This window comes from Marinobacter maritimus (assembly GCF_007671675.1).
GTDB classification, from domain to species: domain Bacteria; phylum Pseudomonadota; class Gammaproteobacteria; order Pseudomonadales; family Oleiphilaceae; genus Marinobacter; species Marinobacter maritimus.
This window is the reverse complement of sequence record NZ_VCGW01000001.1, coordinates 762,257-787,400: the sequence shown is the minus strand read 5'-3', so window position 1 is coordinate 787,400 and position 25,144 is coordinate 762,257. Positions and strand designations below refer to the sequence as shown.

General features: G+C 55.4%; 24 protein-coding genes. 12 read left to right on the top strand and 12 right to left on the bottom strand.

Annotated elements, in window-relative coordinates:
* The first annotated feature begins 108 nt into the window (after positions 1-108).
* From xseA to FFI90_RS03585, 3 genes are all read left to right on the top strand, one after another.
* Positions 109-1,488 (top strand): exodeoxyribonuclease VII large subunit, encoded by a 1,380-nt coding sequence (xseA, locus tag FFI90_RS03595; RefSeq protein WP_425463076.1) that lies wholly within the window; start codon positions 109-111, stop codon positions 1,486-1,488.
* 90 nt (positions 1,489-1,578) lie between these two features.
* A complete protein-coding gene (locus tag FFI90_RS03590; protein WP_144776545.1) occupies positions 1,579-3,453 on the top strand; it encodes an acetate--CoA ligase in 1,875 nt (624 codons plus the stop codon).
* A 200-nt stretch (positions 3,454-3,653) separates the two neighbouring features.
* Entirely contained in the window at positions 3,654-3,863 is a 210-nt protein-coding gene (locus FFI90_RS03585; RefSeq protein WP_144776544.1) for a cold-shock protein, read from the top strand.
* A gap of 81 nt (positions 3,864-3,944) precedes the next feature.
* Here FFI90_RS03585 and FFI90_RS03580 read toward each other — a convergent pair whose 3' ends face one another.
* Positions 3,945-5,651, bottom strand: coding sequence for a 2-isopropylmalate synthase (locus tag FFI90_RS03580; protein WP_144776543.1), 1,707 nt, complete (start codon positions 5,649-5,651; stop codon positions 3,945-3,947).
* Positions 5,652-5,797: 146 nt separating this feature from the next.
* On the opposite strand from FFI90_RS03580, the gene FFI90_RS03575 reads away from it, so the two are divergent.
* Positions 5,798-6,295, top strand: coding sequence for an Lrp/AsnC family transcriptional regulator (locus FFI90_RS03575; protein WP_144776542.1), 498 nt, complete (start codon positions 5,798-5,800; stop codon positions 6,293-6,295).
* 120 nt (positions 6,296-6,415) lie between these two features.
* Positions 6,416-8,146: a proline--tRNA ligase gene (locus FFI90_RS03570; RefSeq protein ID WP_144776541.1), complete on the top strand. Its 1,731-nt coding sequence runs from the start codon at positions 6,416-6,418 to the stop codon at positions 8,144-8,146.
* 114 nt (positions 8,147-8,260) lie between these two features.
* On the opposite strand, the gene murB is transcribed toward FFI90_RS03570, so the two are convergent.
* The 9 genes from murB to FFI90_RS03525 form a co-directional block, all read right to left on the bottom strand.
* The gene (murB, locus tag FFI90_RS03565) at positions 8,261-9,289 is read right to left on the bottom strand and encodes a UDP-N-acetylmuramate dehydrogenase (protein ID WP_144776540.1); all 1,029 of its coding nucleotides are present in this window, start codon (positions 9,287-9,289) and stop codon (positions 8,261-8,263) included.
* A complete protein-coding gene (locus FFI90_RS03560; RefSeq protein WP_144776539.1) occupies positions 9,286-9,765 on the bottom strand; it encodes a low molecular weight protein-tyrosine-phosphatase in 480 nt (159 codons plus the stop codon). Before FFI90_RS03560 ends, murB begins: the two co-directional genes overlap by 4 nt.
* On the bottom strand, positions 9,762-10,577 hold the full coding sequence (kdsB, locus tag FFI90_RS03555) for a 3-deoxy-manno-octulosonate cytidylyltransferase (protein ID WP_144776538.1): 816 nt from the start codon (positions 10,575-10,577) through the stop codon (positions 9,762-9,764). Before kdsB ends, FFI90_RS03560 begins: the two co-directional genes overlap by 4 nt.
* A 26-nt stretch (positions 10,578-10,603) precedes the next feature.
* Positions 10,604-10,792 (bottom strand): Trm112 family protein, encoded by a 189-nt coding sequence (locus tag FFI90_RS03550; RefSeq protein ID WP_144776537.1) that lies wholly within the window; start codon positions 10,790-10,792, stop codon positions 10,604-10,606.
* 19 nt (positions 10,793-10,811) lie between these two features.
* Positions 10,812-11,849 (bottom strand): tetraacyldisaccharide 4'-kinase, encoded by a 1,038-nt coding sequence (lpxK, locus tag FFI90_RS03545; protein WP_144776536.1) that lies wholly within the window; start codon positions 11,847-11,849, stop codon positions 10,812-10,814.
* Positions 11,846-13,624, bottom strand: a complete 1,779-nt coding sequence (msbA, locus tag FFI90_RS03540) for a lipid A export permease/ATP-binding protein MsbA (RefSeq protein ID WP_144776535.1) — start codon at positions 13,622-13,624, stop codon at positions 11,846-11,848. The genes lpxK and msbA overlap by 4 nt, the downstream gene beginning before the upstream one ends.
* Positions 13,621-14,046: an ExbD/TolR family protein gene (locus FFI90_RS03535; RefSeq protein WP_144776534.1), complete on the bottom strand. Its 426-nt coding sequence runs from the start codon at positions 14,044-14,046 to the stop codon at positions 13,621-13,623. The genes msbA and FFI90_RS03535 overlap by 4 nt, the downstream gene beginning before the upstream one ends.
* A gap of 5 nt (positions 14,047-14,051) precedes the next feature.
* The gene (locus FFI90_RS03530; RefSeq protein ID WP_144776533.1) at positions 14,052-14,678 is read right to left on the bottom strand and encodes a MotA/TolQ/ExbB proton channel family protein; all 627 of its coding nucleotides are present in this window, start codon (positions 14,676-14,678) and stop codon (positions 14,052-14,054) included.
* Positions 14,679-14,750: 72 nt separating this feature from the next.
* Positions 14,751-17,186 (bottom strand): DNA internalization-related competence protein ComEC/Rec2, encoded by a 2,436-nt coding sequence (locus FFI90_RS03525; protein WP_246123311.1) that lies wholly within the window; start codon positions 17,184-17,186, stop codon positions 14,751-14,753.
* 80 nt (positions 17,187-17,266) lie between these two features.
* Between FFI90_RS03525 and FFI90_RS03520 the strand changes: the two genes are divergently transcribed.
* Positions 17,267-17,815 (top strand): DUF2062 domain-containing protein, encoded by a 549-nt coding sequence (locus FFI90_RS03520; RefSeq protein WP_144776531.1) that lies wholly within the window; start codon positions 17,267-17,269, stop codon positions 17,813-17,815.
* Here FFI90_RS03520 and FFI90_RS03515 read toward each other — a convergent pair.
* Both FFI90_RS03515 and FFI90_RS03510 read right to left on the bottom strand, forming a co-directional pair.
* Entirely contained in the window at positions 17,803-18,492 is a 690-nt protein-coding gene (locus FFI90_RS03515) for an ABC transporter ATP-binding protein (RefSeq protein WP_144777206.1), read from the bottom strand. The two genes, FFI90_RS03520 and FFI90_RS03515, sit on opposite strands and share 13 nt — an antisense overlap.
* A 13-nt stretch (positions 18,493-18,505) precedes the next feature.
* The gene (locus tag FFI90_RS03510; protein WP_144776530.1) at positions 18,506-19,747 is read right to left on the bottom strand and encodes a lipoprotein-releasing ABC transporter permease subunit; all 1,242 of its coding nucleotides are present in this window, start codon (positions 19,745-19,747) and stop codon (positions 18,506-18,508) included.
* 121 nt (positions 19,748-19,868) lie between these two features.
* Between FFI90_RS03510 and FFI90_RS03505 the strand changes: the two genes are divergently transcribed.
* From FFI90_RS03505 to trxB, 6 genes are all read left to right on the top strand, one after another.
* Positions 19,869-20,456, top strand: a complete 588-nt coding sequence (locus tag FFI90_RS03505; RefSeq protein ID WP_144776529.1) for a PilZ domain-containing protein — start codon at positions 19,869-19,871, stop codon at positions 20,454-20,456.
* Positions 20,457-20,560: 104 nt separating this feature from the next.
* The gene (locus FFI90_RS03500) at positions 20,561-20,863 is read left to right on the top strand and encodes a hypothetical protein (RefSeq protein WP_144776528.1); all 303 of its coding nucleotides are present in this window, start codon (positions 20,561-20,563) and stop codon (positions 20,861-20,863) included.
* 110 nt (positions 20,864-20,973) lie between these two features.
* On the top strand, positions 20,974-22,026 hold the full coding sequence (locus FFI90_RS03495; RefSeq protein WP_144776527.1) for an agmatine deiminase family protein: 1,053 nt from the start codon (positions 20,974-20,976) through the stop codon (positions 22,024-22,026).
* Entirely contained in the window at positions 22,023-22,958 is a 936-nt protein-coding gene (locus FFI90_RS03490) for a carbon-nitrogen hydrolase (RefSeq protein ID WP_144776526.1), read from the top strand. The genes FFI90_RS03495 and FFI90_RS03490 overlap by 4 nt, the downstream gene beginning before the upstream one ends.
* 7 nt (positions 22,959-22,965) lie before the next feature.
* Positions 22,966-23,877, top strand: a complete 912-nt coding sequence (locus FFI90_RS03485) for an AAA family ATPase (protein WP_144776525.1) — start codon at positions 22,966-22,968, stop codon at positions 23,875-23,877.
* A 132-nt stretch (positions 23,878-24,009) separates the two neighbouring features.
* A complete protein-coding gene (trxB, locus tag FFI90_RS03480) occupies positions 24,010-24,963 on the top strand; it encodes a thioredoxin-disulfide reductase (RefSeq protein ID WP_144776524.1) in 954 nt (317 codons plus the stop codon).
* The last annotated feature ends 181 nt before the right edge of the window (positions 24,964-25,144 follow it).

Genomic DNA, 25,144 nt, shown 5'->3' with positions numbered 1-25,144 from the left:
GCAAATCAGTAAACTGCACAGTTTCCTGCCACTTACCGCATGTATTTGAATTTCCAGCAATTTACACTCATATTTTTCGGCTATTGCGTATAGGCCGGTCAGGAGTTTTTGGTGAATGACGTGTTTCAGGATACCCGGCCCAGAGCGCTAAGCGTCAGCGAACTGAACCATCAGGCCAGGCACCTGCTGGAAACCAGCTTCATGCAGGTGTGGGTTGAAGGCGAGCTGTCCGGTTTTTCACGGCCCTCTTCCGGGCACTGGTATTTTTCATTAAAAGATCAAAAATCCCAGGTTCGCTGCGCCATGTTCCGGGGGCTGAACCAGCGAATCCGCACCATACCCAAAGAAGGCGACCAGGTTCGGATTCGTGGCAAGGTAACTCTGTATGAGAACCGGGGCGACTTCCAGATTATCGCCGAGCATATTGAGCCCGCTGGCCTTGGCGCACTGCAGCAGGCCTTTGAGGAGTTAAAACGCAAGCTGCAGTCAGAAGGCCTGTTTGAGGTGGCCCGCAAAAAACCGTTTCCCACGCTGCCTGCACACATTGGCGTCGTCACATCCCCGACAGGTGCAGCCATACACGATATTCTCACAGTTCTTGCGCGGCGCTGTCCTGCCATACCGGTCACCGTCTATCCCACAACGGTTCAGGGCAAGCCCGCTACGGCGGAAATTGTCCGGGCCATTGAACTGGCCCAAGCTCACGGCGTGGCCGATGTCCTGATTATCGGACGTGGTGGCGGCTCTCTGGAAGACCTTTGGTGCTTTAACGAGGAAGCAGTCGCCCGGGCAATAGCGGCCTGCACTATGCCCACGGTCAGTGCGGTTGGCCATGAGACTGACGTCACCATCGCCGACTTTGTAGCGGACCTGCGAGCCCCCACGCCTTCCGCAGCGGCGGAAAAAGTGTCGCCCGACCAGAAGGATATGCTCCGACAAATCAATGACCGCGAGTTCCGACTCGCAAACGCCGCCAGAAGAGCACTGCAACGACTCAACACGAAACTGGAACACCTTTCGGCGCGTTTGCGCGATCCACGACGAGAATTACTGGAGAAGGCTCAACGTCTGGACGATCTGGAACTGCGGCTGGGCAAGGCCATGGGGCAGCGGCTTGATCGTTCGCAGGTGCGCAGCAACCATCTGGCGCAACGTCTGACCATGCAGTCGCCGGGCAAACAGCTTGCAAACAGCCGTGACGCACTTGATCGGTCTGCCTCGCAATTGGACCAAGCTATACAGAGAATCCTGACGAAGCTTCAGGACAGGTTGAAGCACACCGCAGGAACTCTCAACGTTGTAAGCCCGTTGGCGACTTTAGGGCGTGGGTACGCCATCGTTCGTGATGAGCACGGCAGCATCATTCGCAACGCACGGGATGTGGCCGCTGGCGATCGGATCTCCGCGCACGTCGCAAACGGCACAGTCATGGCGGAGGTAAAATTCGTCAACCCGGAAAACAGCTGGTTCAAAAACCCCGGTAACTAATCCTATGGTCTACTGGTTCACTGTCTCAAAGCGCCTAAAGTTGGAGTAACCGACAACAAAATAACAACAGGCTTAAATGAGGCAGAACGTATGGACTACCACTCAGAATTCCGGAGATCAATCGACAAGCCGGAAGAATTCTGGCGTGAAAAAGCAGGCAGCATTGACTGGATCAAGCCACCCGCAACCATCTGGCAAGCTACTGACAACGGCCATGGCCAGTGGTTTCCTGACGGCACACTCAATACCTCCGATATAGCCCTGGATGCCAATGTGCGAGCTGGCCGGGGTGACCAGAAAGCCCTCATATACGATTCGCCGGTTACGGGTGCCAAGCGCAGCTATACCTACAGCGAGCTGACCGATGAAGTTGCTCGTTTTGCCGGCGCGCTGAGAGCACAGGGAGTCAGCAAGGGCGACGTTATCATCATCTATATGCCGATGATTCCCGAGGCCGTTATTGCGATGTTGGGCTGCGCCCGCATTGGTGCTGTTCACTCGGTGGTCTTTGGTGGCTTTGCTGCCCACGAACTCGCTGTACGAATTGAAGACGCACACCCAAAAGCGGTGATTACGGCGTCCTGCGGTATAGAAGTCACGAAGGTAATCGAATACAAACCCCTGGTCGACAAGGCCATAGAACGCGCCTCCCATAAACCTGATTTTTGTGTCGTCTACCAGCGCCCGCAGGCTAAGGCAGAAATGCAAGCCGGCCGCGATCATGACTGGAGCGACCTGATGGCCAGCGCCGAGCCTGCCGATCCGGTACCGGTCAAGGCAACGGATCCGCTGTACGTGCTATACACCTCCGGCACCACCGGCAAACCCAAAGGCGTTGTGAGAGACAACGGCGGGCACGCCGTCGCGCTCAAATACAGCATGAAGCTTGTGTACGACGCCAATCCAGGCGACATATTCTGGGCTGCCTCCGATGTGGGCTGGGTGGTGGGCCACAGCTATATCGTGTATGCCCCTTTGTTTGCCGGCTGCACAACCATACTTTATGAAGGTAAACCGGTCAGAACCCCGGATGCTGGCGCTTTCTGGCGCGTGGTTCAGGATCATGGCGTTAATCTTCTGTTCACCGCGCCCACTGCTTTTCGCGCTGTGCGTAAGGAAGACCCTGAGGCCGATCAGCTTTCGCGTTACGACATCAGTTCACTAAGGCGTATCTTTCTGGCCGGGGAACGCTTGGACCCACCCACCTATGACTGGCTCCGGGAGCACACTCAGCTCCCGATACTGGATCACTGGTGGCAAACCGAAACCGGCTGGGCCATTTGCTGCAACCCGGTGGGTATCGAGACGATGGAAACGAAGCCGGGTTCTGCAACGGTTCCCTCGCCTGGATATAACGTGCAAGTAGTGACCCCTGGTGGCAGTCAAATGCCCGCAGGGGAACAAGGTCAGATTGCAGTAAAACTTCCACTTCCGCCCGGTTGCATGGTGACAGTATGGGGCGATGACCAAAGGTTTCAGGACAGCTACCTTAATCCCATCCCCGGCTTTTACAGCTCGGGAGATGGCGGTTTTATTGATGACGACGGCTATGTATTCGTTATGGGCCGCACGGATGACGTGATCAACGTGGCAGGTCACCGTCTTTCCACCGGCGAGATGGAAGAAGTGGTTGCTTCCCACCCGGCCATTGCAGAGTGCTGCGTGGTAGGTGCTCACGATGACATGAAAGGCCAGGTTCCACTTGGCCTTGTGTTGATCAAAGACGGTGCCACCATTGATCACGACGAGTTAGAGGAAGAACTTGTTGAGATGGTGCGAGATAAAATCGGCGCAATCGCCTGCTTCCGTAGAGCGCTCGTGGTAGACCGCCTGCCCAAAACCCGCTCAGGAAAAATTCTGCGGCGAGTTATCCGCCAGATTGCTGATGGTGAGGACTACGCTGTTCCAAGCACCATTGATGACCCCGCGATACTCGAGGAGATCAGCGAGCAGTTCCGCCGCTGAGTCCAGTGCGGCTGAAAACAAAATGCCCGTACCACCTCATGGTGCGGGCATTTTATTTATCTTGACATAACTCATTGTTTTTAAAGGCGACAAAAGCAACTAAAAAACGTTGACGACCCCCAAACTCGGTCTATACTGAAATTGCTGTTGATAATCTTCAGTTCCCCAAAGGGGAAATCTCAGAAATACAGGAAAGATCAATGTCCGATACAGTAACAGGCACCGTAAAGTGGTTTAACGAGTCCAAAGGCTTCGGCTTCATAGCTCAGGATGGCGGCAGTGACGTTTTCGTACACTACAGTGCCATTACCTCAAGCGGCTTCCGCACACTGACAGAAGGTCAGCAGGTGCAGTTCACCGTAACACAGGGCCCCAAAGGCCCACAGGCAGAAAACGTTACCCCGGTCTGAGGTTATGTTTTCACTCTCTGCTCCTTGCGAGCACGAGAGAACGCAGTAAGCCGGCACACGTGCCGGCTTACTGCGTTCTGATCAGGCACTTATCGCACGCTCTGTTACATTCTCCTGACCACTTCCCTTCTCTCCGGATCCATCTGCAGCCTGTGCAACGGCCGAAAACAACGCCTGCAAAGTCGCGGAGGTCGTGTCTTCAGCCAAAGCAGCAGCGCTACAATGCCTACCGCCTGCGTTGAGGCGTATGCAAGCCAACGCATTGGCCCGGGTCCCCTCACCCAACGCGAATTCGTCATAGGCTTCTACGGCTATTGCAAACCCAAAGCGTTCCTCCAGCGCAGCGGACACGGCCTCTACCGCGCCAAGTCCACGACCTTCAAGACGCGTTGGAGCTGACTCCCGACCAAAAGCAACTTCCGCAAATACGCCCTGTTCATCCCTGTGCAGATCATAGGCACGCAGCGCCCAGTCTTCATGAACCTTCAGATAGCGCTGCTCGAACAGAGTATGAATTGACAGTGAGTCGATCTCACCACCATTGGTCTCTGCGACCTTCTGAACCAACTTGCTGAACTCGATCTGCAGCCAGCGCGGCAGGCTGATGTTGTAGTCCCGCTCAAGGACATACGCCACGCCACCCTTGCCAGACTGGCTGTTGATGCGCACAACTTCTTCGTATCGGCGGCCCAGATCAAACGGATCAATAGGCAAGTACGCCACATTCCACGTATCCCCGTCTTGTCTGCGTGCAAGACACTTTCGAATAGCGTCCTGGTGGCTTCCGGAGAATGCCGTGAACACCAGTTCGCCGGCATAGGGATGACGCGGGTGGGTTGAGATTTCCGTGCAGGCCTCGACCACTTCTGTGATTTCCGCCATGCCGGACAAATCCAGTGTTGGATCAATGCCTTGGGAATACAGATTCATGGCCATGGTCACCAGATCCATATTACCCGTGCGTTCGCCATTCCCCATAAGCGTGCCTTCTACCCGATCTGCACCGGCCATGACGGCCAGCTCAGCTGCGGCCACGCCACAACCACGATCATTGTGGGTGTGAACACTGATGCTGATGTGTTCCCGGCGGCGGATGTTGTCGCAGACCCATTCAATCTGATCCGCAAATACGTTCGGGGTGGCCATCTCCACCGTAGCCGGCAGGTTGATGATAACTGGCTGTCCTTCATCAGGGCGCCATACTTCAGTTACCGCATCGATAACCTCAACCGAAAAGTCCAGTTCCGTGCCGGTAAAGCTCTCCGGGGAATACTGGAACGTCCATTCCGTGCCTGGATAACGGGCCGCAAAATCCTTGACCACTTGGGCGCCGTTAACCGCAATGTCTCGAATTCCGGCCCGATCTAGCCCGAACACCTGCTCCCGCTGTACCGTCGATGTGGAATTGTACACATGAACAATAGCGCTGCGGGCGCCTTCCAATGCTTCATAGGTGCGCTCAATCAACTCCGGCCTGGCTTGGGTCAATGCCTGAATTTTCACGTCATCAGGAATCCGGTTTTCGTCAATCAACTTGCGACAGAAATCAAAATCCGGTTGGCTGGCGGCGGGAAAACCGATTTCGATTTCCTTGAACCCCAACTTGACGAGCAAGTCGAACATGCGTTGTTTCTGAGCGACATTCATGGGCTTTACCAAAGCCTGGTTGCCGTCGCGTAGATCCACTGCACACCAGGTGGGTGCTTTTTCGATGACCTTGTCAGGCCAGCGGCGATCAGTTTTTGCGATCGGCCGGAAGGCCGGATATTTGCGATGATCAAAAGCCATGTCTGTCGTTCTCCGTTGCGCTTCCAAGGTTTGTCTCCATAGCACTTAGCTTAACGCGTTCTTTGAAGCATGTGATTGCTAACTGAAGGGAAAAAGCGTAATTTATTAGCCATATATTTCACCATATTCGATATATGGACATTTTTATGCCAATAAAATCAGAAACGCTCATACAAATTGATAAAACCGACCGACGCATCCTGGCCCAGATACAGAAAGATGCCTCCCTGACCAACCAACAGCTCGCGGAAAAAGTGGGGCTTTCTCCTTCTCCGTGCCTGAGGCGAGTTCGTGCGCTTGAAGATGCAGGCATTATTATCCGCACGGTTACTGTGCTTGATCACAAGAAGCTTGGCCTGTCGCTGACCGCCATCATTCTGATCGGGATGGACAGGCACACACCTGAGCGGTTTTCAGCGTTTGAGGAGCAGGTGCGTGAATACCCGGAGATTCTCGAGTGCTATCTGGTTACCGGCCACGATGCTGATTACATGCTGAAAGTAGTGGTGCCGGATATGGATCACTATCACCACTTCCTGCTCAACCGGATTACGCGGATCCAGGGGGTCAGCGGCGTTCATTCGAGCTTTGTACTGAAGCGCGTCATCGACAGCACGGCCCTGCCTCTGGGATATTTGTCCTGATACCACTCCCCCTTACCCGATAACCCACTTCGCTATCTGTACCTTGTGCAGCAGGCTCCGTACAATAAACACCATTTTACGAAACCCCTTTCTACGAAACACCAATGAACGGAAACCACGATGCGAGCAAGCCGTTACCTGATTGCAACCCAGAAAGAGACACCTTCCGATGCGGAGGTTATCAGCCACCAGTTGATGCTGCGTGCTGGCATGATCCGCAAACTGGCAGCCGGCCTATACACCTGGCTGCCCATGGGCCTGAGAACCTTGCGCAAAGTTGAGCGTATTGTTCGTGAAGAAATGGACAAAAGCGGCGCTCAGGAGGTTCTCATGCCAGCAGTTCAGCCTGCGGAACTGTGGCAGGAGTCCGGTCGCTGGGAACAATACGGCGGCGAACTGCTGCGAATGAACGACCGCCATGGCCGCGACTTCTGCTTTGGCCCTACCCACGAAGAGGTCATTACCGACCTGATCCGCAATGAATTGAAAAGCTACAAGGAATTGCCGGCCAACTTCTATCAGATTCAAACCAAGTTTCGCGACGAACGCCGCCCCCGCTTCGGGGTGATGCGCGCCCGGGAATTCATCATGAAGGATGCGTACTCCTTCCATGTAAATGCTGAATCCCTCGATGAAACCTATCAGGTTATGCATCGCACCTACTGCGCTATCTTTGACCGGCTGGGGCTGGATTACCGCCCTGTACAAGCAGACTCAGGCGCCATTGGTGGCAGTGCATCCCACGAATTCCACGTTCTCGCCTCGTCAGGTGAAGACGACATAGTGTTCAGCACAGACAGCGATTACGCCGCCAACATTGAAAAGGCCGAAGCCGTTGCGCCAGCGGGCGAGCGTGCTGCACCAGGCGAAGAACTGAAAGAAGTTGCAACTCCGGATCAGCGTACCATTGAGGCTATATCGCAATTTCTGAGCATTGACGCGACCCGTACAGTAAAAACCCTGCTGGTGAAGGCCGAAGCGGATGAAGAAGGCAGAGCCGGTCTGATCGCACTGATTCTGCGCGGTGACCACACTCTGAACGAGATCAAGGCTGAAAACCTGGAAGGCGTTGCAGAACCCCTCTCCATGGCGACCGATGAAGAAATCGAAGCAGCCATTGGCTGCAAAGCCGGCTCTATTGGCCCTGTGAATCTGAACGTACCGGTTATCGTGGATCGAAGCGCAGCTCACCTTGCCGATTTCGTGTGTGGCGCTAACAAGGAAGGCTACCATCTGACTGGCGTTAACTGGGAGCGGGACCTGCCGCTTGGCCGGGTTGAGGATCTTCGCAATGTTGTAGAAGGCGACGCCAGCCCGGATGGCAAGGGCACGCTGGAGATACGCAGAGGTATTGAAGTTGGCCACATTTTCAAACTGGGCAACAAATACAGCACCGCCATGAACGCTACCGTACTGGATGAAAATGGCAAAACTGTGATCATGGATATGGGCTGCTACGGCATTGGCGTGTCCCGAATCGTCGCTGCTTCAATCGAGCAGAACCACGATGACAAAGGCATTATCTGGCCCGACGCCATCGCACCTTTCCAAGTTGCTATCGTTACGCTCAACGCCCACAAAACGCCCGTCGTGGCGGAAGCCGGTGAGAAGCTTTATGAGCAGCTGCGCCAAGCTGGCTATGACGTGCTGTTGGACGATCGCAAAGAACGTCCGGGCGTAAAGTTTGCTGATATGGAGCTGATTGGCATCCCCCACCGCTTCGTGATTTCCGATCGCGGACTTGAAGCCGGCACTCTTGAGTACAAAGGGCGCAAAGACGCCGACAAGCAGGATATAGCCTTAGCCGACGCTCTGGCGTTTCTCGTAAACGCATCACCGCTTAAAGGCTGACAGAAACGTCTCTGTGACGGGGATTTGTAGAGAATACCAGTTGCGAGATTGGACCAGGGCCTGCTAGCAGGCCCTGGTTCACAAGAAAGGCTGCTGAATATTCAACTGTAAAACTCAACCGCCCACGATACCAGGCTCCATCTCCAGATTGACTCCGAAGCGTTCCTGTACCGACTGTCGTATTTCTGAAGCCAGCTTCAACACATCACTTCCTGCTCCACCTGAATGATTGATTAACACCAATGCCTGGCGATTGTGAACACCTACCAAGGCATTTCGGTAGCCCTTCCAACCGCTTTGATCAATCAGCCACGCGGCCGCCAGTTTTACTGTGCCATTCTGCGGATAGCCTACAACGTCTGGGTGCGCAGCCTGAAGCTGACTGTGCTTATCTGCAGAAACAACCGGGTTTTTGAAGAAGCTGCCTGCGTTTGGAATCATCTCAGGGTCCGGCAGCTTTCGGCGGCGGATCGCCATTACAGCCTCGGCCACGGTCAGCGCATCCAGCTCCGGAGAGACAGCATCGCCCAGGTAGTCTTCAAGATCTCTGTAGCCAAGTTGCAAAGGTTTCGTACGGGACAATCTAAGCTTTATTCCGGTAATGATGTAACGACCGGGCGAACGCTTGAACAAACTGTCCCTGTAGGCAAAGCCGCATTGCGTATTATCAAGACATACGAGCTCGTTTGAGTCGCGATCCAGCGCCGTAACGGAAATCAGGGTATCGCAAAGCTCAACGCCGTAGGCGCCTATATTCTGCACTGGCGCAGCACCCGCCGTGCCCGGGATGAGTGCAAGATTTTCAATACCCCGATACCCTGCCCCGGCGGCATAAAGCACGGCATCATGCCAGTTTTCACCTGCGCCCAGAACCAGTGTGGCACCCGTTTCATCAACCTGTTCCCAGGAACGAGCAGCTATTTGCATGCGAATCACAAGGCCGTCAAAGTCCCCGGCAAAAACCAGATTGCTGCCACTGCCAAGCACCAGGGTTTTGTAGCCGTTATCCTGCGCCCACGCCAGAGCTCTGCGCAAGTCATTCAGACTCGCGACATCCATGTAATACCTTGCGGTTGCGGACACGGACAGAGTATTGAGCTTTTTCAGCCCAACGTTTTCCTGCAGTTCCGCTTGCGGGCTCACGCCATACGCTCCTGAATCGTGCGGAGCAGGCCAGCGCCAGCGTCTTCAGTCAGGTCAAGCACATGCTCAAACCCGTCCTCGCCGCCGAAATAGGGATCAGGAACTTCGGCAAGCTCAGAGCTGCCATACTCAAGAAATAATGTCGGCGTTGTGCCGCCATTCTGGTGCCAGATGTCTTTCACATCGGCCAGGTTCTGACGGTCCATCACGATCACATAATCAAAGGTATCCAGGTCTTTTTCACTGAATTGGCGTGCCTTGAGCGCGCTGATATCGACGCCGCGCTTCCCCGCAGCCTCCTGCGAACGCAGATCAGGCCCTTTGCCTATGTGCCAGTTACTGGTGCCGCAGGAATCGATCAGAATCTGGTCCTGCCATCCGGCCTGCTCTACCAAATTGCGAAATACACCTTCCGCCGTCGGCGAGCGACAGATGTTGCCCAGACACACAAAAAGCACGCTGGCGGGTTTGCTCATGCCCCGTTATCTCCTTTTTCGATAGATTTGGCCATCCAGGCTCTGACCCGTTGCAAATCCGCTTCGGTATCAACGCCTGCAGGTGGTGTTCCGGCCGCTACTTCAACGTGTATCCGGGCTCCGTTATACAACGCTCGAAGCTGTTCCAGTGATTCCGCAAGTTCAGTCGGTGCCGGCGGCCAGCTGACAAAGCGGCTGAGCACGCTGGCCCGGTAGCCATAGATACCGATATGACGGAAATACCCGGCACCATCCTTCAGTGCAGCTCCTGCATTGAGCTTCGAGGCGTCATCCCTGAGCATGTCGCCCCAGTGATCCCGTGCCCAGGGAATGGGTGCTCGGCTGAAGTAGTGGGCCATGCCCTCCAGATCAAAAACGACTTTTACAACATTCGGATTAAAGACTTGCTCTACATCGTGGAGACGTTCGCAAAGCGTCGCGATGGCGACGTCTGGATACCTCTCCAGGTTATCTGCAACCTGGTCAATCAAACGTGGCGGAATCAAGGGCTCGTCGCCTTGAACATTAACAACACGATGGTCCGCATCCAGGCCCAGCTTGCGCACAACCTCTTCCAGACGATCCGTGCCGCTGACATGATTCGGGGAGGTCATGACAACTTCTGCACCAAATTCCTCACAGGCAGCCTGAATGCGTGAATCATCTGTCGCCACAACAACACGGCTCGCCCGGCTTTCGGAAGCTCGTTCGCAAACATGTTGAATCATTGGTTTGCCGGCGATTTCAAGCAGGGGTTTGCCGGGCAACCGGGTGGAGGCATAGCGAGCCGGAATCACAACCGTAAAAGACATGGGTTTCGATCCTGCAGAGAGCTGGTTCAGTTTTTGTGGAGGCGTTCGTCGGTTGAGAGTGTGCGGGCCTCAGTGGCCAGCATAACCGGGATGCCCTCCCGGATAGGAAATGCCATGGCGTCCTGGTAGCAGACCAGCTCAGTCCTGGCTTCATTGAGCTTCAGTTCACCTTTACAAACCGGGCAGGCCAGCAAGGCCAAGAGTTTTTTATCCATGATTCAGTCTCACTGACAGTTAAGAAGTTGACGGCCCAGAGCACGCGCGCAGTCTGGCAAGAACGGCCTCCGAAAATGCCTTTGGCAACTGTGCCTCGACATACAGAACCCAAGCATTATCAGGGGCGAAGCCACGGCATTTAACGCCATCTTTGGCCGTCATCACAAGCAGGTGCCCTGATTCGGTACCAAGATCTTCTGGGCGGAAACGATGATGATCGGGAAACGGTACGGCGATCTGTTTAGCACCCAACGCTTTAAGTGTATCGAAAAAGCGGGTCGGGTTACCTATACCCGCTATCGAGCGAATCTTCTGCCCATGGAGGCTTTCGGGCGATCGGGTTTCACCTGTTTTGAGGTTAACCAGACGCGTCGGCTGAAGGCTCATGGCATACATTTGTGGGTGCTTGATGCCAGACAGCGCTTCCGGTGGCACTCGACCCTCATCATCGGACGTAGTCGCGCCATTCACAATTACAAAATCCACTGTATCCAGCCTGTTAACGGGCTCACGCAGGGGCCCCACAGGTATCAACGCACCGTTGCCAATGCCGCGGGCGCCATCAAACACCGCCAATTCAATATCCCGCGGCAACCGGTAATGCTGAAGCCCGTCATCACTGATGAGGACATCACCCAGTGCGTTGTCGAGCGCAAAGGTCGCGCCCCGGGACCGGTCCGGATCAACCACAACGGGTATACCTGTTGCCTGAGCGAGCATCACCGGCTCATCCCCTGCAAGTGATGGCAAGGTGTCTTCTGTGACCAGAAGCGGGTATCCGGACGATTTCCCGCCATAGCCGCGGCTCAGGATAACCGGCCGCCAGCCCGCCGCACGGATTTCATCCACAAGCCAGGCCGTCAGCGGTGATTTTCCGGTGCCACCAGCTGTAATGTTACCCACGACAACAACGGGCACAGGTAGCTTCTTTGCATTGATATTGTTGGCTTTACGCCGTCGCGCTTCGGCAACGGCCCTGTAAAGCCAGGAAAGCGGAAATAATACAAAAAGCGGGCGGCCTTTATCGTACCAAAGACGCTCTATGAGGGAGGTCATGAGTGCTCACTGAACTGCATCTGATGTAACTGGGCATAGGCACCGTTGCTGGCAAGAAGCTCCTCGTGGGGCCCCGATTCGATAATACGCCCGTTTTCCATGACCAGAATCCGGTCAGCTTTCTCGATAGTCGACAATCTGTGGGCGATCACCAGGGTTGTCCGGCCTTGTATAACCGTCTCAAGTGCTTCCTGAATGTGGCGCTCTGATTCGGTATCCAGTGCCGAGGTTGCCTCATCCAGAATCAGAATGGGCGCATCCTTTAGCAACGCACGCGCAATGGCGAGGCGTTGCCGCTGCCCACCTGAGAGCATCACACCGTTATCTCCAATCGTGGTATCGAGACCTTCCGGCATACGATCGATAAACTCCAGAGCATGCGCTTTTGCGGCTGCCTCACGGATTTCCTCCCGACTGCAATCCCGGAGCGAACCGTAGGCGATATTGGCAGCAATCGAATCGTTAAATAGAACAACGTTCTGAGTAACCAGAGCGATCTGGGATCGCAGGGCCTTCAGCGAAAAATCCTTCAGTGAGTGGCCATCAATGCGGATATCACCGCCGGTATACTCGTAGAATCTTGGAAGCAGACTCACCATCGTTGATTTGCCACTGCCGGATCGCCCTACCAGCGCCACGCTTTGCCCAGCCGGTATGTTAATGGAGATACCTTTCAGCACGTCATCAAGTTGATCACGGTAACGGAAAGAGACATCGTCAAACTCAACGGTCCCTTCAACACGCTCGGGCGCAAAGGAGCCGGGATCCTGCTCAGGGACCTCATCAATGGTTTCAAACACATCGTAAGCGGCTGCTACGCCTTTCTGAATCTTCGCGTGAACAGACGTCACCTGGCGGATAGGCTTGGCCATGGTTGTGGCGGCCGTAATAAAGGCCACCAACTGGCCTGTTGTCATCTCGCCTCGTATCTCTGGCGAAAGCATGGTCCAAACCAGCGCAGCTATGGCAATAGCGACCAGGGTCTGAATAACCGGAACGCTGATTGCCTGGGTGGAAGCCATCTTGAGACTTTGCTTCAGGTTTGTATCGTTAACCTTCTGAAAACGTTGCTTTTCATAATCAACACCACCGAAGGTCCGCACAACCCGGTATCCGGTGATAGACTCCGAAGCCACATGGGTAATATCGCCCATAGAGCCCTGGATACGCTGGCTGATTTTGCGAAAGCGTTTGCTCGCATAGCTGACAACGGCCGCAATCAAGGGCCCGACCGCGAGAAAAACCAGCGTTAGCTTCCAGTTGGTATAAAGCATGAACCCAAGCAGGCCGACAATGGTCAGGCCTTCTCGCAGCGTTATGGTTATCGCATTGGTCGCAGCTTCCGCCACCTGCTCAACGTTGAAGGTCAGCTTCGACACCAGTCTGCCAGCCGCGTTTTCATCAAAATAGCGGGATGGCAGTGTCATCAGGCGGTTGAATACATCGTTTCGGAGCGCGTTGATAACCTGGCGCCCGACGTAACTGATGAAGTACTGGCTCATGAATGTGCCAACGCCGCGAAACGTAAACACGCCAACGATCAGGAACGTCAATAGGAAGCGATTCTGCTCGGTGGGGTTTTCGATAGCGGCGATTACATATTCCATAGCCGCTGCCATGCCGGTGGAAGCCGCCGCATAGATAACGTTTCCAACAACAGCCAGCGAAAATGCCAGCCAGAACGGTTTTACGTATGTCAGCAGGCGCTTGTATGTCGGCCAGCTCTCACCGGGCTTGACCTGTTTAGGATCAGGTAGAGGTGCGGCAGAGTTCACTGGCCGTCTGCCTCACGCTCAGTGGTAATACTCAGCCTTGAGAAACCCAGGCGACCGGCCACGTCCATGGCTCTGACCACATATTCGTGCGGGGTGCGGGCATCCGCAGTGATAACAAACGGCAACGCTATATCGCCTTCGGACAGCTCATTCACGCCGCGCTCCAGGGTCTCACGACGGTTGTTTACCAGCGCCTTGTCATTAAGGACATACTGACCTTCTGCGTTAATCACAACGTCAATTTGTTTTACTTCCGCTGGCGAAGCAGGCTCGCCACTGGCTTCAGGCAGATCAACCTGCAAATGACTTTCCCGAGTGAACGTCGTGGAGACCATAAAGAAAATCAGCAACAGGAAAACCACATCGATCAGCGGTGTCAGATCCACCCCGACTTCCTGACTTCTCTGGCGTGAGAACTTCACAGCGTTCAGGCTCCTTCCACGTCGATTTCGCGATCACCGTGCACTACTTCAACCAACTTGATGGCTTCCTGCTCCATGCCAACCACAAGCTCGTCTACCCGACGGATAAAATACCGGTGACAGATCAGTGCAGGAATCGCGACACTCAGGCCGGCAGCTGTGGTTATCAGAGCCTCGGAGATACCACCGGCAAGATTCCCCGCATTACCAACACCCGCGAGCTGAATCTCAGCAAAGACTTTGATCATGCCGATCACGGTACCCAAAAGACCAAGCAATGGCGTGATTGTCGCCACTGTGCCCAGCGGGTTCAAAAAACGCTCCAGGTCGTGAATGACCTGACTCGCCTCATGTTCAATGCTTTCCTTCATAATCTCACGGCCATGCTTGGCATTCATGAGACCGCCTGCGAGAATACGGCCCAACGGCGAGGAGCTTTGCAACGCCTTCAGCTTGCGACCGTTAAGCTCTTTTTTCTTGATCCAGCGCCAAAGCTCATTAATCGTCTGAGGCGGCGCAACCCGAGAGGCTCTCAAGGTCCAGAAACGCTCCAGAATGATCGCAAGCGCCAGAATGGAACAGGCAACAATTGGCACCATCAGAATGCCACCGGCTTTCAACAGCTCGAACACGCTTGATCTCCCTGATTGTTTACAAGCCGCGCTACTTTAGCATAGCTGTCGGCCGAGGCCACACCCGGAATGTCACGGTACTTTACACTGATCTCTGGCCAGGCTCGGACCACCGATCCAGAAGGGGCTTTCATGCCGGGCTTCACGGGTTTTGATGGTACCACCCGCCACCGTCATGGTGAGGGCGCCCGAACAGGCAGTGTTAAATGCCTCAGCGCCAGCCCTGCGATACCGTGCCGTTATGTCCCGGTGCGGGTGGCCATATCGGTGGCGATATCCGGCGGTGTAGACTACCCGATCAGGTTGGAGTGTACCGACCCAGGCATCGGAGGAGGAGGTTTTGCTGCCGTGGTGAGGTGCGATCACCACAAGCTCTCCGGGTGTATTCCATGGGAATTTTTCCGCCCTCATCTTCAGGTAACGTGATTCGATGGACGCGCTTATATCGCCCGGAAGAAGCCACTCGATGCCCGCTTCGTTATGCCTGACGGTAAGAACGCAGGATGCATCATTGCCTGCAAATTCACCGCTTGCCTGCCAGAAGAAAAGTGACAATACACTTGTCAGCCTACGCTCTCCAGAACAGCCCTGAACTTTGATTTCCCGGTGTTCTCTGCCGCCCCCGACCGTTCGGGCATAGCCCAGCTTTTCGCGAATTGACTCTGGTTCACCGGTCAGGATCCGACCGACTTGAAACTCATCCACCAGCAGAGCAAGACCCCCAGAGTGATCGCTGTCAGCGTGGCTTACGACCAGCGTGTCAATTCGCCTGATGCCCAGTGCTCTGAGGTTTGGCAGGATTACCGACTCCGCTGCCGAAAAGACACCCTTCACTTCGGGTCCAGTGTCGTACAGCAATACCTGGTCGCCCGCCCGCACCATTACAGAGAGGCCTTGGCCCACATCCCAGACCCACACGTCCGGAACTGCAACCCGGGGGTTATCCGACCCGGATTGCAAACTCGCAAGACCAATCCAGAACAAGATAAGAACGGTCCCTGCAACACGGAAGACTCTGACCGGAACCGTGATAATCAACATTACCAACACACCGAAGCCAGCAATTTCCGGAACGGTTCCCTCAAGGTCAGGCCAACTGATGCCGGCAACCCACTCAAGAAAGCTCCACATAGCACCAAGCACCGCATCAATGATCGGTACAATCAGGCTTGAGGAACTGGGAAAAACAGCAATCGTAAGCCCGCCAACGATGAGCGCTGGCATTACCACCAAAGATACCCAGGGAATCGCAAGAATATTGGCAAGCAAACCCGCAACCGGCTGCCCCTGCCCGGTCAACTCAAGAAGCGGCCAAAGCCCTGCAAACACAGCTCCTTGCGCAACAACAAGGCCGGAAAGCCAACCGGTGCCGCCCAAGCGGCCAGCAAAGACACAGGTGAGAAGGGAAACGGCGCCAAAGGACAACCAAAAGCCTTGGTCCAGCGGTGCAAAGGGGTCAAGTAAAAGTACCAACCCAAGAGCCACAATGATCGAATGCCACACTGCAACCTGTCTTGCCATCAACAGGAGCCAGCCACCAACGGCGACCATTACAAGAGCCCTTCTGGTCGGCACAGTGAAGCCCGCCGCCAGAGCGTAAAACAGGCAACACAACACGACCACAAGAAATACCGCCAAACGGACAGAGCGCTCGCTCATGCGATAGGCGGACATGGCCAGTAAGAGCCGGCGGGCGAAAAAGCCGGCACCCAAAGCGACCAGGCCAAGGTGAAGGCCCGAGATGGCAACCAGATGAATGGTTCCGGTTGCCTTGAAAACCTCCCAATGATGGGCAGAAAGATGCCCTCGATTGCCGATCAGCATCGAGGCAATAAGTGGATAATAGCTGGCGCCAGCGAACTGCTCGTCGACCCAATGCGTAAGGTCGATATGAATCCGGTGGTACTGGCATTGCAATGAACAGAATACCGCAGGATCCGGAACAGCGCTGCGCACGCTGCCAGTTGCCCTATAGCCTTTGCGGAACAGCCAGTCTTCGTAGCGAAAACCCGCTGGATTGAGCGCCCCATGAGGCCTTTTGAGGACAACTTCCAGGCGCAGCCGGTGATCGGGAAGCACACCATCGGGCCGACCATACCAAGCCAGGCGCAGCATTTTTGGTAAGGCAACGTCTGGTCCAGGTGTCAGTGATATCCCGTACCACTGGGTTACACAGAAGCTGAAACGAACGCTGTTGAAGCTACCCGCCTCCGGGACGTCACAAACATAACCTGAAACCTCTACCTTTACGCCCTCAAGGTCCGGGGAAAGCTTCTGCTCAAGGCGCACATGAGCCCAGATTCCCGCCCAGGCAACACCCAGAGCAAGACCTAGGGAAATAACTACGACGAGCAGGGGCATTCGCTGGCGTATCGGCAATAACCACAATAAAGTTGGTAGTGTGAACCCGAGCAGCCACACTGGAGGTGGCAACACCGCCAATCTATAAAGTAAGATGACGCCGCAGGAAAAAGCGAAGGCGCCCAGTACTGTAGAGCTTCCGGACAATCCTTGTCCTCCCGGTGATTTTATCCATCGGCGACATCCTTGCCGCCGGAGTTACATTCTACTTGAGGGTAGAGCTTCCAATGCCAAAGAAGTTCATCAAACGATATCTGCCATCTCCGGAGAAGGTGCAAGCGATGCAGTCGCTGGGCTTTCTTGGCGATATCCTGAATGAACCCAACCTTTGGCATATCAACCGTCACAGTGTCGCCCGGGCGTTTCTGATCGGTGTCTTTTTCTGCCTTATCCCCATGCCGTTCCAGATGCTTGCTGCAGCATTTTTTGCCATCTGGTTCAACGCCAACCTGCCGTTATCGGTGGTACTGGTGTGGATCAGCAACCCGATCACCATGCCCCCCATGTTTTATTTCAATTATAAGGTAGGCGCCTGGATACTCAATCGGCCGGTTTTGAGCTTCCACCCGCAGCTCTCATGGCACTGGATCAGTGAACGCTTGTTGGACATCGGCATTCCGCTATACCTCGGCTCACTCATCGTCGCCACCATTTCAGCGTGCCTGGCTTATCTGATCATACAGTTTATCTGGCGACGGAAAATTCGCACGGACTGGCAACTGCGCCGCCGCGCCCGAAAAGAGCTTCGGCGCGCATCCCGCGATCAGGCCTCCTGAACCAGCCTGCCCTGCTCCAGCCTCAGCACTCGCCCGAGACTCCTGGCCATCTTCATATCGTGTGTGACCATAACAAACGCTATCCCGAATTGATCACGCAAAGACTCAATCAGGTCTCGCACACCTTCACCCGTGTGTTCATCAAGGTTGCCCGTGGGCTCATCCATCAACACACAATCAGGCTCATTCACCAACGCGCGGGCAATCGCGACACGCTGGCGCTCTCCGCCGGAGAGCTCACCAGGCTTGTGCTCCAAACGTTCAGCGAGCCCTACCCTTTGCAAAATGGATTGCGCCCGCGAGCGCGCTTCGCTTATCGCCATTCCACCCAGAGCTCCGGGCATCATGACATTCTCAAGTGCAGTGAATTCGGGCAACAGATGGTGGAACTGGTAAACAAAGCCCAGGTAACGATTGCGGAAGTGCGCCCGCCCAGCCTCGGATAAACGGTGAATGTGCTTGCCACATATCGAGATCTCCCCGGACGACGGCTTATCCAGCCCGCCAAGGAGATTCAGCAGGGTGGTTTTACCCGCACCACTGCTGCCCACAATCGCCACAGTTTCACCCGCTGTAACCTCCAGCGAGATATCAGAAAAGATGGTCAGCTTCTCCGGGCCCTGAGTGTAGGTCCGGGTTACCTGACGGCAGTCGATCACTAGAGGGACATCCTTCATGGCATCATTTTCCTCATTCATAACGCAGTGCCTCCGCAGGGTCCACTCGCGACGCTCGCCACGCCGGGTATATGGTGGCCAGCAAGCTCATGGCAAGGCCCGCTCCGCTGATCACTGCCACATCCTGCCATTGCAACTGGGAGGGCAGATAACTGATAAAATACACGTCGGCACTCAGGAACTGGTGCCCGAGCGCACCCTCCAGCCACGAGATAAACGCACTGATATTGAGGGCTCCAAGAACACCGAGTGTTGTGCCAATAAGGGTACCGAACACCCCGATAACCGCTCCCTGAACAATAAATATCCTCATAATGCGCCCCGGTGTTGCTCCCATGGTGCGCAGAATTGCGATGTCCGCTGTTTTGTCAGTCACCACCATGACCAGCGTGGACACAATATTGAATGCCGCGACCGCCACAATGAACATCAGAAGCAGACCGATCATGGTTTTTTCCATGCGAATGGCCTGGAACAGGTTGCCGTGGGTGCGCGTCCAATCCGAAATATAATAACGGCCAGAAAGCCCTTTGGCCGCCTCTTCGGCCACCTTGGGCGCAGCGAACAGGTCATCCACCAGCAGTCGCACTCCCTGGGCTTTACCGCCGGTCCGCATCAACTTGGCGGCATCATCCATGTGAATGAGGGTGTAATTGCCGTCCAGTTCAGCACCCACACTGAAAACACCCTTCACCGTAAATCGCTTGAGGCGTGGCAAAACGCCGGCGGGTGTTACCGAGGCTTCGGGAAGCACGACAGTAACCTTGTCGCCCAACTGCAAACGCAGGCTGGCTGCCATGGTGCGACCTACGATAATTCCGAACTCACCCGATACCAGGTCGTCCAATTTGCCTTCAATCATATGGTTTTCAATGATTGAAACCGTGCGCTCCTCCTCCGGCAAAATACCGTTGAGCATAACTCCGCGCACATCACCACCTCCGGTGACCATGCCCTGGCCCTGAATAAACGGGGCGGCCGCAAGCACCCTCGGATGCTGCTGCACCTGGGCATCTACCGTCTCCCAGTCGTCCAGAGGGCCACTGCCCTGAATGATGGCGTGGGGCACCATGCCGAGGATTCGCTGCTTGAGTTCACGATCGAATCCATTCATCACGGATAATACGACAATCAGCACGGCAACACCGAGCATCAAACCGATCATGGATGTGAGCGAGATGAATGAGATAAAGTGATTACGCCGTTTGGCTGCGGTATAGCGCAAGCCGATATAAAACGATAAGGGTCTGAACATGAAGAGGTGCCTGTCGCTACCTTCGGGTCGGTCGTGGTCTGGAATTCCCAACGGCCTTTCAGCACGGCGGGAAACTGCTAAACTTTTGATACTGGCCAAATTCTGATTTCCGGAGCCCTGAATGCAAACCCGAGACACACTGCCCGAATCAACAGATTGTACGCCTGAGCGTCGGGAATTTTTCCGCATCGAGGACCGGGTTGGTCTGGAAGTCCATAAACTGACCCCCTCAACCGGGTTCGACGAGAATGCCTTTGGTGACGACCATCTCGAAAACCTGGAGGCCGAGTTCAGGCGCCTGGACCAGGACATCAAATCCCAGCTTGCCAGCCTTGCAGATCAGGATCGCTTGCTAACAGGGTTGGTAAAGTCCCTGAATGGCAAGCTGGACACGCTTGCGCGCATTATGGCCTTTCAGCAAAATCCCTTGCAACCTGAGGACTGGCAGGACGTAACCCTGAGCGAGGGAGGTCTGGCGTTTTGCGCGAGCCCGCAAGCGTGGCAGACTGGCGACAGGCTCGCCGTTCGCATGACGCTGCCGCCCGAACTTTCGCGGCCTCGTGCCATTGCCCAGGTTCTGGATGTTCAAGCTGATGAAACAGGCAGGGCAAGGGTTCATACCGGTTTTATACGGATTCAGGATAGCGACCGTCAGCAAATCGCCCGACATGTGATGCGGTGGCAGATTCGCCAACGGCAAAAAGAGTAGACTGGCAAAAACATGTGACTTTTGTCTGTAATTCTCGGATATTACGTTTTATCCATGTCCCCGGAGCGCCTGCCGGAGACCCCAGTATTAGTGGAGATCCATCAATGACAGTAAAGCGAGCCCTGACCGGCACCCTGGCAACAGCATTTTTACTCACCCTTACCCCGGTTTCCGGCGCGTTTGCCCAAGAGCTTAGTGTACCTGTGGGTAGCCAGGCTGACAGAAGCCAGCAAAGCATACCCCGGACCGGGACAACACAGGCCTCGGTGCGCGCCTCATGGGGCCAGCCAGCTTCCATTGATGGCCCTGTTGGACACCCCCCGATCAGCCAGTGGAACTACGGCAACTTTGTGGTCTATTTCGAAAGTGACCGCGTCATACATTCGGTATTGACGCCCCAGCGCTGACATTTTCAGACAGAGTGTTCTTCCCGTCCGCCAATTCCGGGCACACATCCTGACGACATGCCGCCTTTTGTTTAGAATGGCGGCTTTTGCAATTTCAAGGTGACTGTAAAGTGACATCCCTACGCGTGTTGCCCGCTGAGTGGGCACCCCAAAGCGCCGTTATGCTTACCTGGCCCCATTCGGGTACCGACTGGGCAGGGATTCTTGATGAGGTAGAACCGGTATTCCTTGAAATTGCCCGCTCAGTTCTCCGCTTCCAACATCTGATTATCAGTTGCGAGCACGTTGTTCGACTGCAAGATCTGGAGCGCGAGCTCAACACCTGGGCTGACCAGCAAGGCCTGCCAGGGCGAGTGCATGCCGTGCCGGCACCCGCAAACGATACCTGGGCCCGGGATCACGGCCCGATAACCGTGATAACAAGTGAAGGCCCCATCCTTCTGGATTTTCGCTTCAACGCCTGGGGCGGCAAGTTCCCCTGGGAGAAAGACGACGCGCTAAACCGCCATCTCGCCGATTCAGGGGTATTCGGCGCCACACCGATGCGGGCTGTGGAATTTGTTCTGGAGGGCGGCTCCATTGAATCAGACGGCGAAGGTACCCTGCTGGCCACCAGCGAATGTCTTCTGACGCCTTCACGCAATGCGTCCATGGATCGCGGCGCCATTGAGCAGTTGCTATCTGAAATGCTGGGGGCAGACCGGATTCTGTGGCTCAATCACGGTTATCTGGCGGGCGACGACACCGACAGCCACATAGACACGCTGGCTCGCTTCTGCGCCCCGGATCATATTTGCTATGTGACCTGCCCGGATGTGGCCGACGAGCATTACAGCGCCCTGGCCGCTATGGAGGAAGACCTTCAGGAGTTCCGCCAGCGCGACGGCACGCCATACCAACTGACCGCCTTGCCGTGGCCTGACCCGGTATTCGGCCATGAAGGCGAACGTTTGCCGGCGACCTATGCCAATTTTTTGATCATCAATGGCGCCATCCTGTTACCCGTGTATGGTGTGACGCAGGATGACGAAGCCATTCGTATTATTAGCCAGATTTTCTCAAGCCAGGAGGTCATTCCCATAAACTGTCGCGCGCTGGTGCAACAGCATGGCAGCCTGCACTGCGTCACCATGCAGATTCCAGAGGGAGTCGTCACTTTATGAGCCACACCCCAGGCGAACATACGCTTTCCGCCCAGCTTGCAGTCGCTGCAATTCAACAAGCTTGCAGCGAGGACAAGGCCGCCAGCTTGGCAACCACCGAAATGCTGGTTCGCGAGGCGGCCGCAGGCGGTGCCCAACTGATCGTGCTGCAGGAGCTTCACGCGACCCTGTATTTTTGCCAGACCGAAGACACCAGCGTTTTTGACCTCGCCGAGCCCATCCCGGGCCCAACCAGTGAGCGGCTTTCCAATCTGGCACGAGAGCTCGAAATCGTTATTGTTGGCTCCATTTTCGAGCGTCGCATGAATGGGGTTTATCACAACACCGCCGTGGTTATCGAAAACGACGGCTCCATCGCCGGCCTGTATCGCAAAATGCACATTCCGGACGACCCGGGATTCTATGAGAAGTTCTATTTCACACCCGGTGATGCTCAGTTCAACGATGGCCGCAACGGGTTCTCACCCATAGAAACCTCGGTAGGTAAACTCGGCGTACTCGTATGCTGGGATCAATGGTACCCGGAAGCGGCTCGCCTGATGGCACTTGCCGGCGCCGAGATCCTGATTTACCCCACCGCCATCGGCTGGGACATCACCGATGACCCGGAAGAACAGGCGCGACAGCTGGAAGCCTGGGTTACCGTTCAGCGCGGTCACGCTGTCGCCAATAACCTGCCGGTGGTCGCACCTAACCGGGTAGGCAAGGAACCAGATCCTTCCGGGCACTCCGAAGGCATCCGCTTCTGGGGTAACAGCTTTATCTGCGGCCCTCAGGGCGAGTTTCTGGCTCGGGCTGATGACAGCACCGAATGCATACTCAGTGTCACCCTTGATCGTCATCGTAGTGAATCGATTCGCCGCATCTGGCCGTATTTCAGAGACCGACGCATCGACGCCTATGGCGATATTCTCAAACGAGTGAGGGACTGAATCCGGCATGAAAAACCTGGTGGACACCGTTGTTACCGAACTGAATCAGATTCTGCTGGGCAAAGAGCGACAGGTTCGCCTGGCCCTGTGCGGCCTGCTTGCCAGTGGCCACTTACTGATTGAAGACATTCCCGGCATGGGCAAAACCACCCTGTCTCACGCACTGGCCAAAATCATGGGCCTCAGTTATCAACGCATCCAGTTCACCAATGACCTGCTGCCTGCCGATGTACTGGGCTACTCCATGTATGACAAGCAGGCCGGAAGCCTGGTATTCCACCAAGGCCCCATTTTTGCCCAGGTTGTATTGGCCGATGAAATAAACCGCGCCTCCCCGCGAACACAAAGTGCGCTGCTTGAAGCCATGGAAGAGCGCCAGGTATCCATTGAAGGCGAAACCCGCCCGCTGCCAAACCCGTTCTTTGTAATCGCAACCCAGAACCCGACTGAACAAGGCGGCACCTATCCCCTGCCGGAATCCCAGCTCGACCGTTTCCTGATGCGCATACGGCTCGGCTACCCCGACCCCAGAGCCGAGCGTGAACTCCTGGAAGGCGAAGACCGCCGGGTGATGACGGAACGGCTCGGCACTCTGCTCTCAGAAGCAGATCTGGAAAAACTTCAGGATGAAGTAACCCGCGTAACCGCAAGCCCGGCACTTCTCGATTATATCCAGCGCCTGCTGGAACAGAGTCGCCGCATGCCCGGGTTGCTCTATGGCTTGTCACCGAGAGCCGGGCTCGGATTACTCAGGGCCTCGAAAGCCTGGGCTCTGATGGAAGGTCGCCACCACGTCCTGCCAGACGATATCCAGGCCGTCTTCCCATCCGTAGCCGAACACCGCCTTGAACAAGGTGAATCAGGAAAAAGCGCTGAGCGCGTGCGACAACTGCTGACCACCGTTTCCGTGCTGGAATGAATAGCCAAGCTTTATCAGCGGAATTGGCCAAAACAAATGGCAGCCTGCTGCTTTCGTGATAGCCTTTTCATCTTCCTCGTTACACCTGCTCTGAAAGAGCCTGATACGTTCCAAATCTAGTGAGAGATATCCATGAGCGAAACCAAACATTCCCGGCTGATCATCCTCGGCTCCGGCCCCGCCGGATACACCGCCGCCGTTTACGCAGCCAGGGCCAACCTGAACCCGACCCTTATCACCGGCATTGAAGTCGGTGGCCAGCTCACCACCACAACCGACGTAGACAACTGGCCCGGCGACAACGACGGCGTGCAGGGCCCCGAACTCATGCAGCGCATGCTCAAACACGCCGAGCGTTTCGAAACCAGCATCGTGTACGACACCATTAACGAAGCCGACCTTAAAAGCCGCCCTTTCCGCCTTAAAGGCGACGGCGGCGAATACACCTGCGACGCCCTCATCATCGCCACCGGTGCATCTGCCATGTACCTGGGCCTTGAATCCGAAGAGAAATTTAAAGGCCAAGGCGTATCCGCCTGCGCAACCTGCGACGGCTTCTTCTACAAGAAACAGAAAGTCGCCGTCATCGGTGGCGGTAACACTGCCGTTGAAGAAGCCCTGTACCTCTCCAACATCGCCGCAGAAGTCACCCTGGTTCACCGCCGTGACAGCCTGCGCGCAGAAAAAATCCTGCAGGACAAACTCTTCGAAAAAGCCGAAAACGGCAACGTCAACATCGTCTGGGATCACACCCTCGACGAAGTCCTGGGCGACAGCACCGGCGTAACCGGCATGCGTATCAGAAGCATGAAAGACGACTCCAAACAGGATCTCGACCTGGCCGGTGTCTTCATCGCCATCGGCCACAAACCCAACACCGGCTTGTTCGAAAATCAATTAGACATGGAAAACGGCTACATCAAAATCCGCTCCGGCCTGGAAGGCATGGCCACCCAGAGCAGCATCCCGGGCGTATTCGCCGCCGGCGACGTGGCAGACCACGTTTACCGCCAGGCCGTGACCTCCGCAGGCTTCGGTTGCATGGCCGCTCTTGATGCGGAGAAGTTTCTGGATCAGCAGAATTAGGACTGTCTGAAAGCAGGCGACACAATAGCCTGACGAAGCCGGAGGGTGGGCCGTTCTGAAACTGTGCGAAGCCATGGATGGCGTAGCCAAGCGTACAGGGACGTATCCACAGCGTGTTTCAGAACGGCCCGCCCTCCGGCTGACACTCTCAAGCAAGCTAACTGAGTGATAGTCGAAAAAC

Excerpts from the sequence above, each read along its gene's own strand:
- FFI90_RS03590 (WP_144776545.1), top strand. The coding sequence starts at position 1,579 with ATGGACTACCACTCAGAATTCCGGAGATCAATCGACAAGCCGGAAGAA.
- FFI90_RS03585 (WP_144776544.1), top strand. The coding sequence starts at position 3,654 with ATGTCCGATACAGTAACAGGCACCGTAAAGTGGTTTAACGAGTCCAAA.
- FFI90_RS03580 (WP_144776543.1), bottom strand. The coding sequence starts at position 5,651 with ATGGCTTTTGATCATCGCAAATATCCGGCCTTCCGGCCGATCGCAAAA.
- FFI90_RS03575 (WP_144776542.1), top strand. The coding sequence starts at position 5,798 with ATGCCAATAAAATCAGAAACGCTCATACAAATTGATAAAACCGACCGA.
- FFI90_RS03570 (WP_144776541.1), top strand. The coding sequence starts at position 6,416 with ATGCGAGCAAGCCGTTACCTGATTGCAACCCAGAAAGAGACACCTTCC.
- FFI90_RS03560 (WP_144776539.1), bottom strand. The coding sequence starts at position 9,765 with ATGAGCAAACCCGCCAGCGTGCTTTTTGTGTGTCTGGGCAACATCTGT.
- kdsB (WP_144776538.1), bottom strand. The coding sequence starts at position 10,577 with ATGTCTTTTACGGTTGTGATTCCGGCTCGCTATGCCTCCACCCGGTTG.
- FFI90_RS03550 (WP_144776537.1), bottom strand. The coding sequence starts at position 10,792 with ATGGATAAAAAACTCTTGGCCTTGCTGGCCTGCCCGGTTTGTAAAGGT.
- lpxK (WP_144776536.1), bottom strand. The coding sequence starts at position 11,849 with ATGACCTCCCTCATAGAGCGTCTTTGGTACGATAAAGGCCGCCCGCTT.
- FFI90_RS03520 (WP_144776531.1), top strand. The coding sequence starts at position 17,267 with ATGCCAAAGAAGTTCATCAAACGATATCTGCCATCTCCGGAGAAGGTG.
- FFI90_RS03515 (WP_144777206.1), bottom strand. The coding sequence starts at position 18,492 with ATGAAGGATGTCCCTCTAGTGATCGACTGCCGTCAGGTAACCCGGACC.
- FFI90_RS03510 (WP_144776530.1), bottom strand. The coding sequence starts at position 19,747 with ATGTTCAGACCCTTATCGTTTTATATCGGCTTGCGCTATACCGCAGCC.
- FFI90_RS03505 (WP_144776529.1), top strand. The coding sequence starts at position 19,869 with ATGCAAACCCGAGACACACTGCCCGAATCAACAGATTGTACGCCTGAG.
- FFI90_RS03500 (WP_144776528.1), top strand. The coding sequence starts at position 20,561 with ATGACAGTAAAGCGAGCCCTGACCGGCACCCTGGCAACAGCATTTTTA.
- FFI90_RS03490 (WP_144776526.1), top strand. The coding sequence starts at position 22,023 with ATGAGCCACACCCCAGGCGAACATACGCTTTCCGCCCAGCTTGCAGTC.
- FFI90_RS03485 (WP_144776525.1), top strand. The coding sequence starts at position 22,966 with ATGAAAAACCTGGTGGACACCGTTGTTACCGAACTGAATCAGATTCTG.
- trxB (WP_144776524.1), top strand. The coding sequence starts at position 24,010 with ATGAGCGAAACCAAACATTCCCGGCTGATCATCCTCGGCTCCGGCCCC.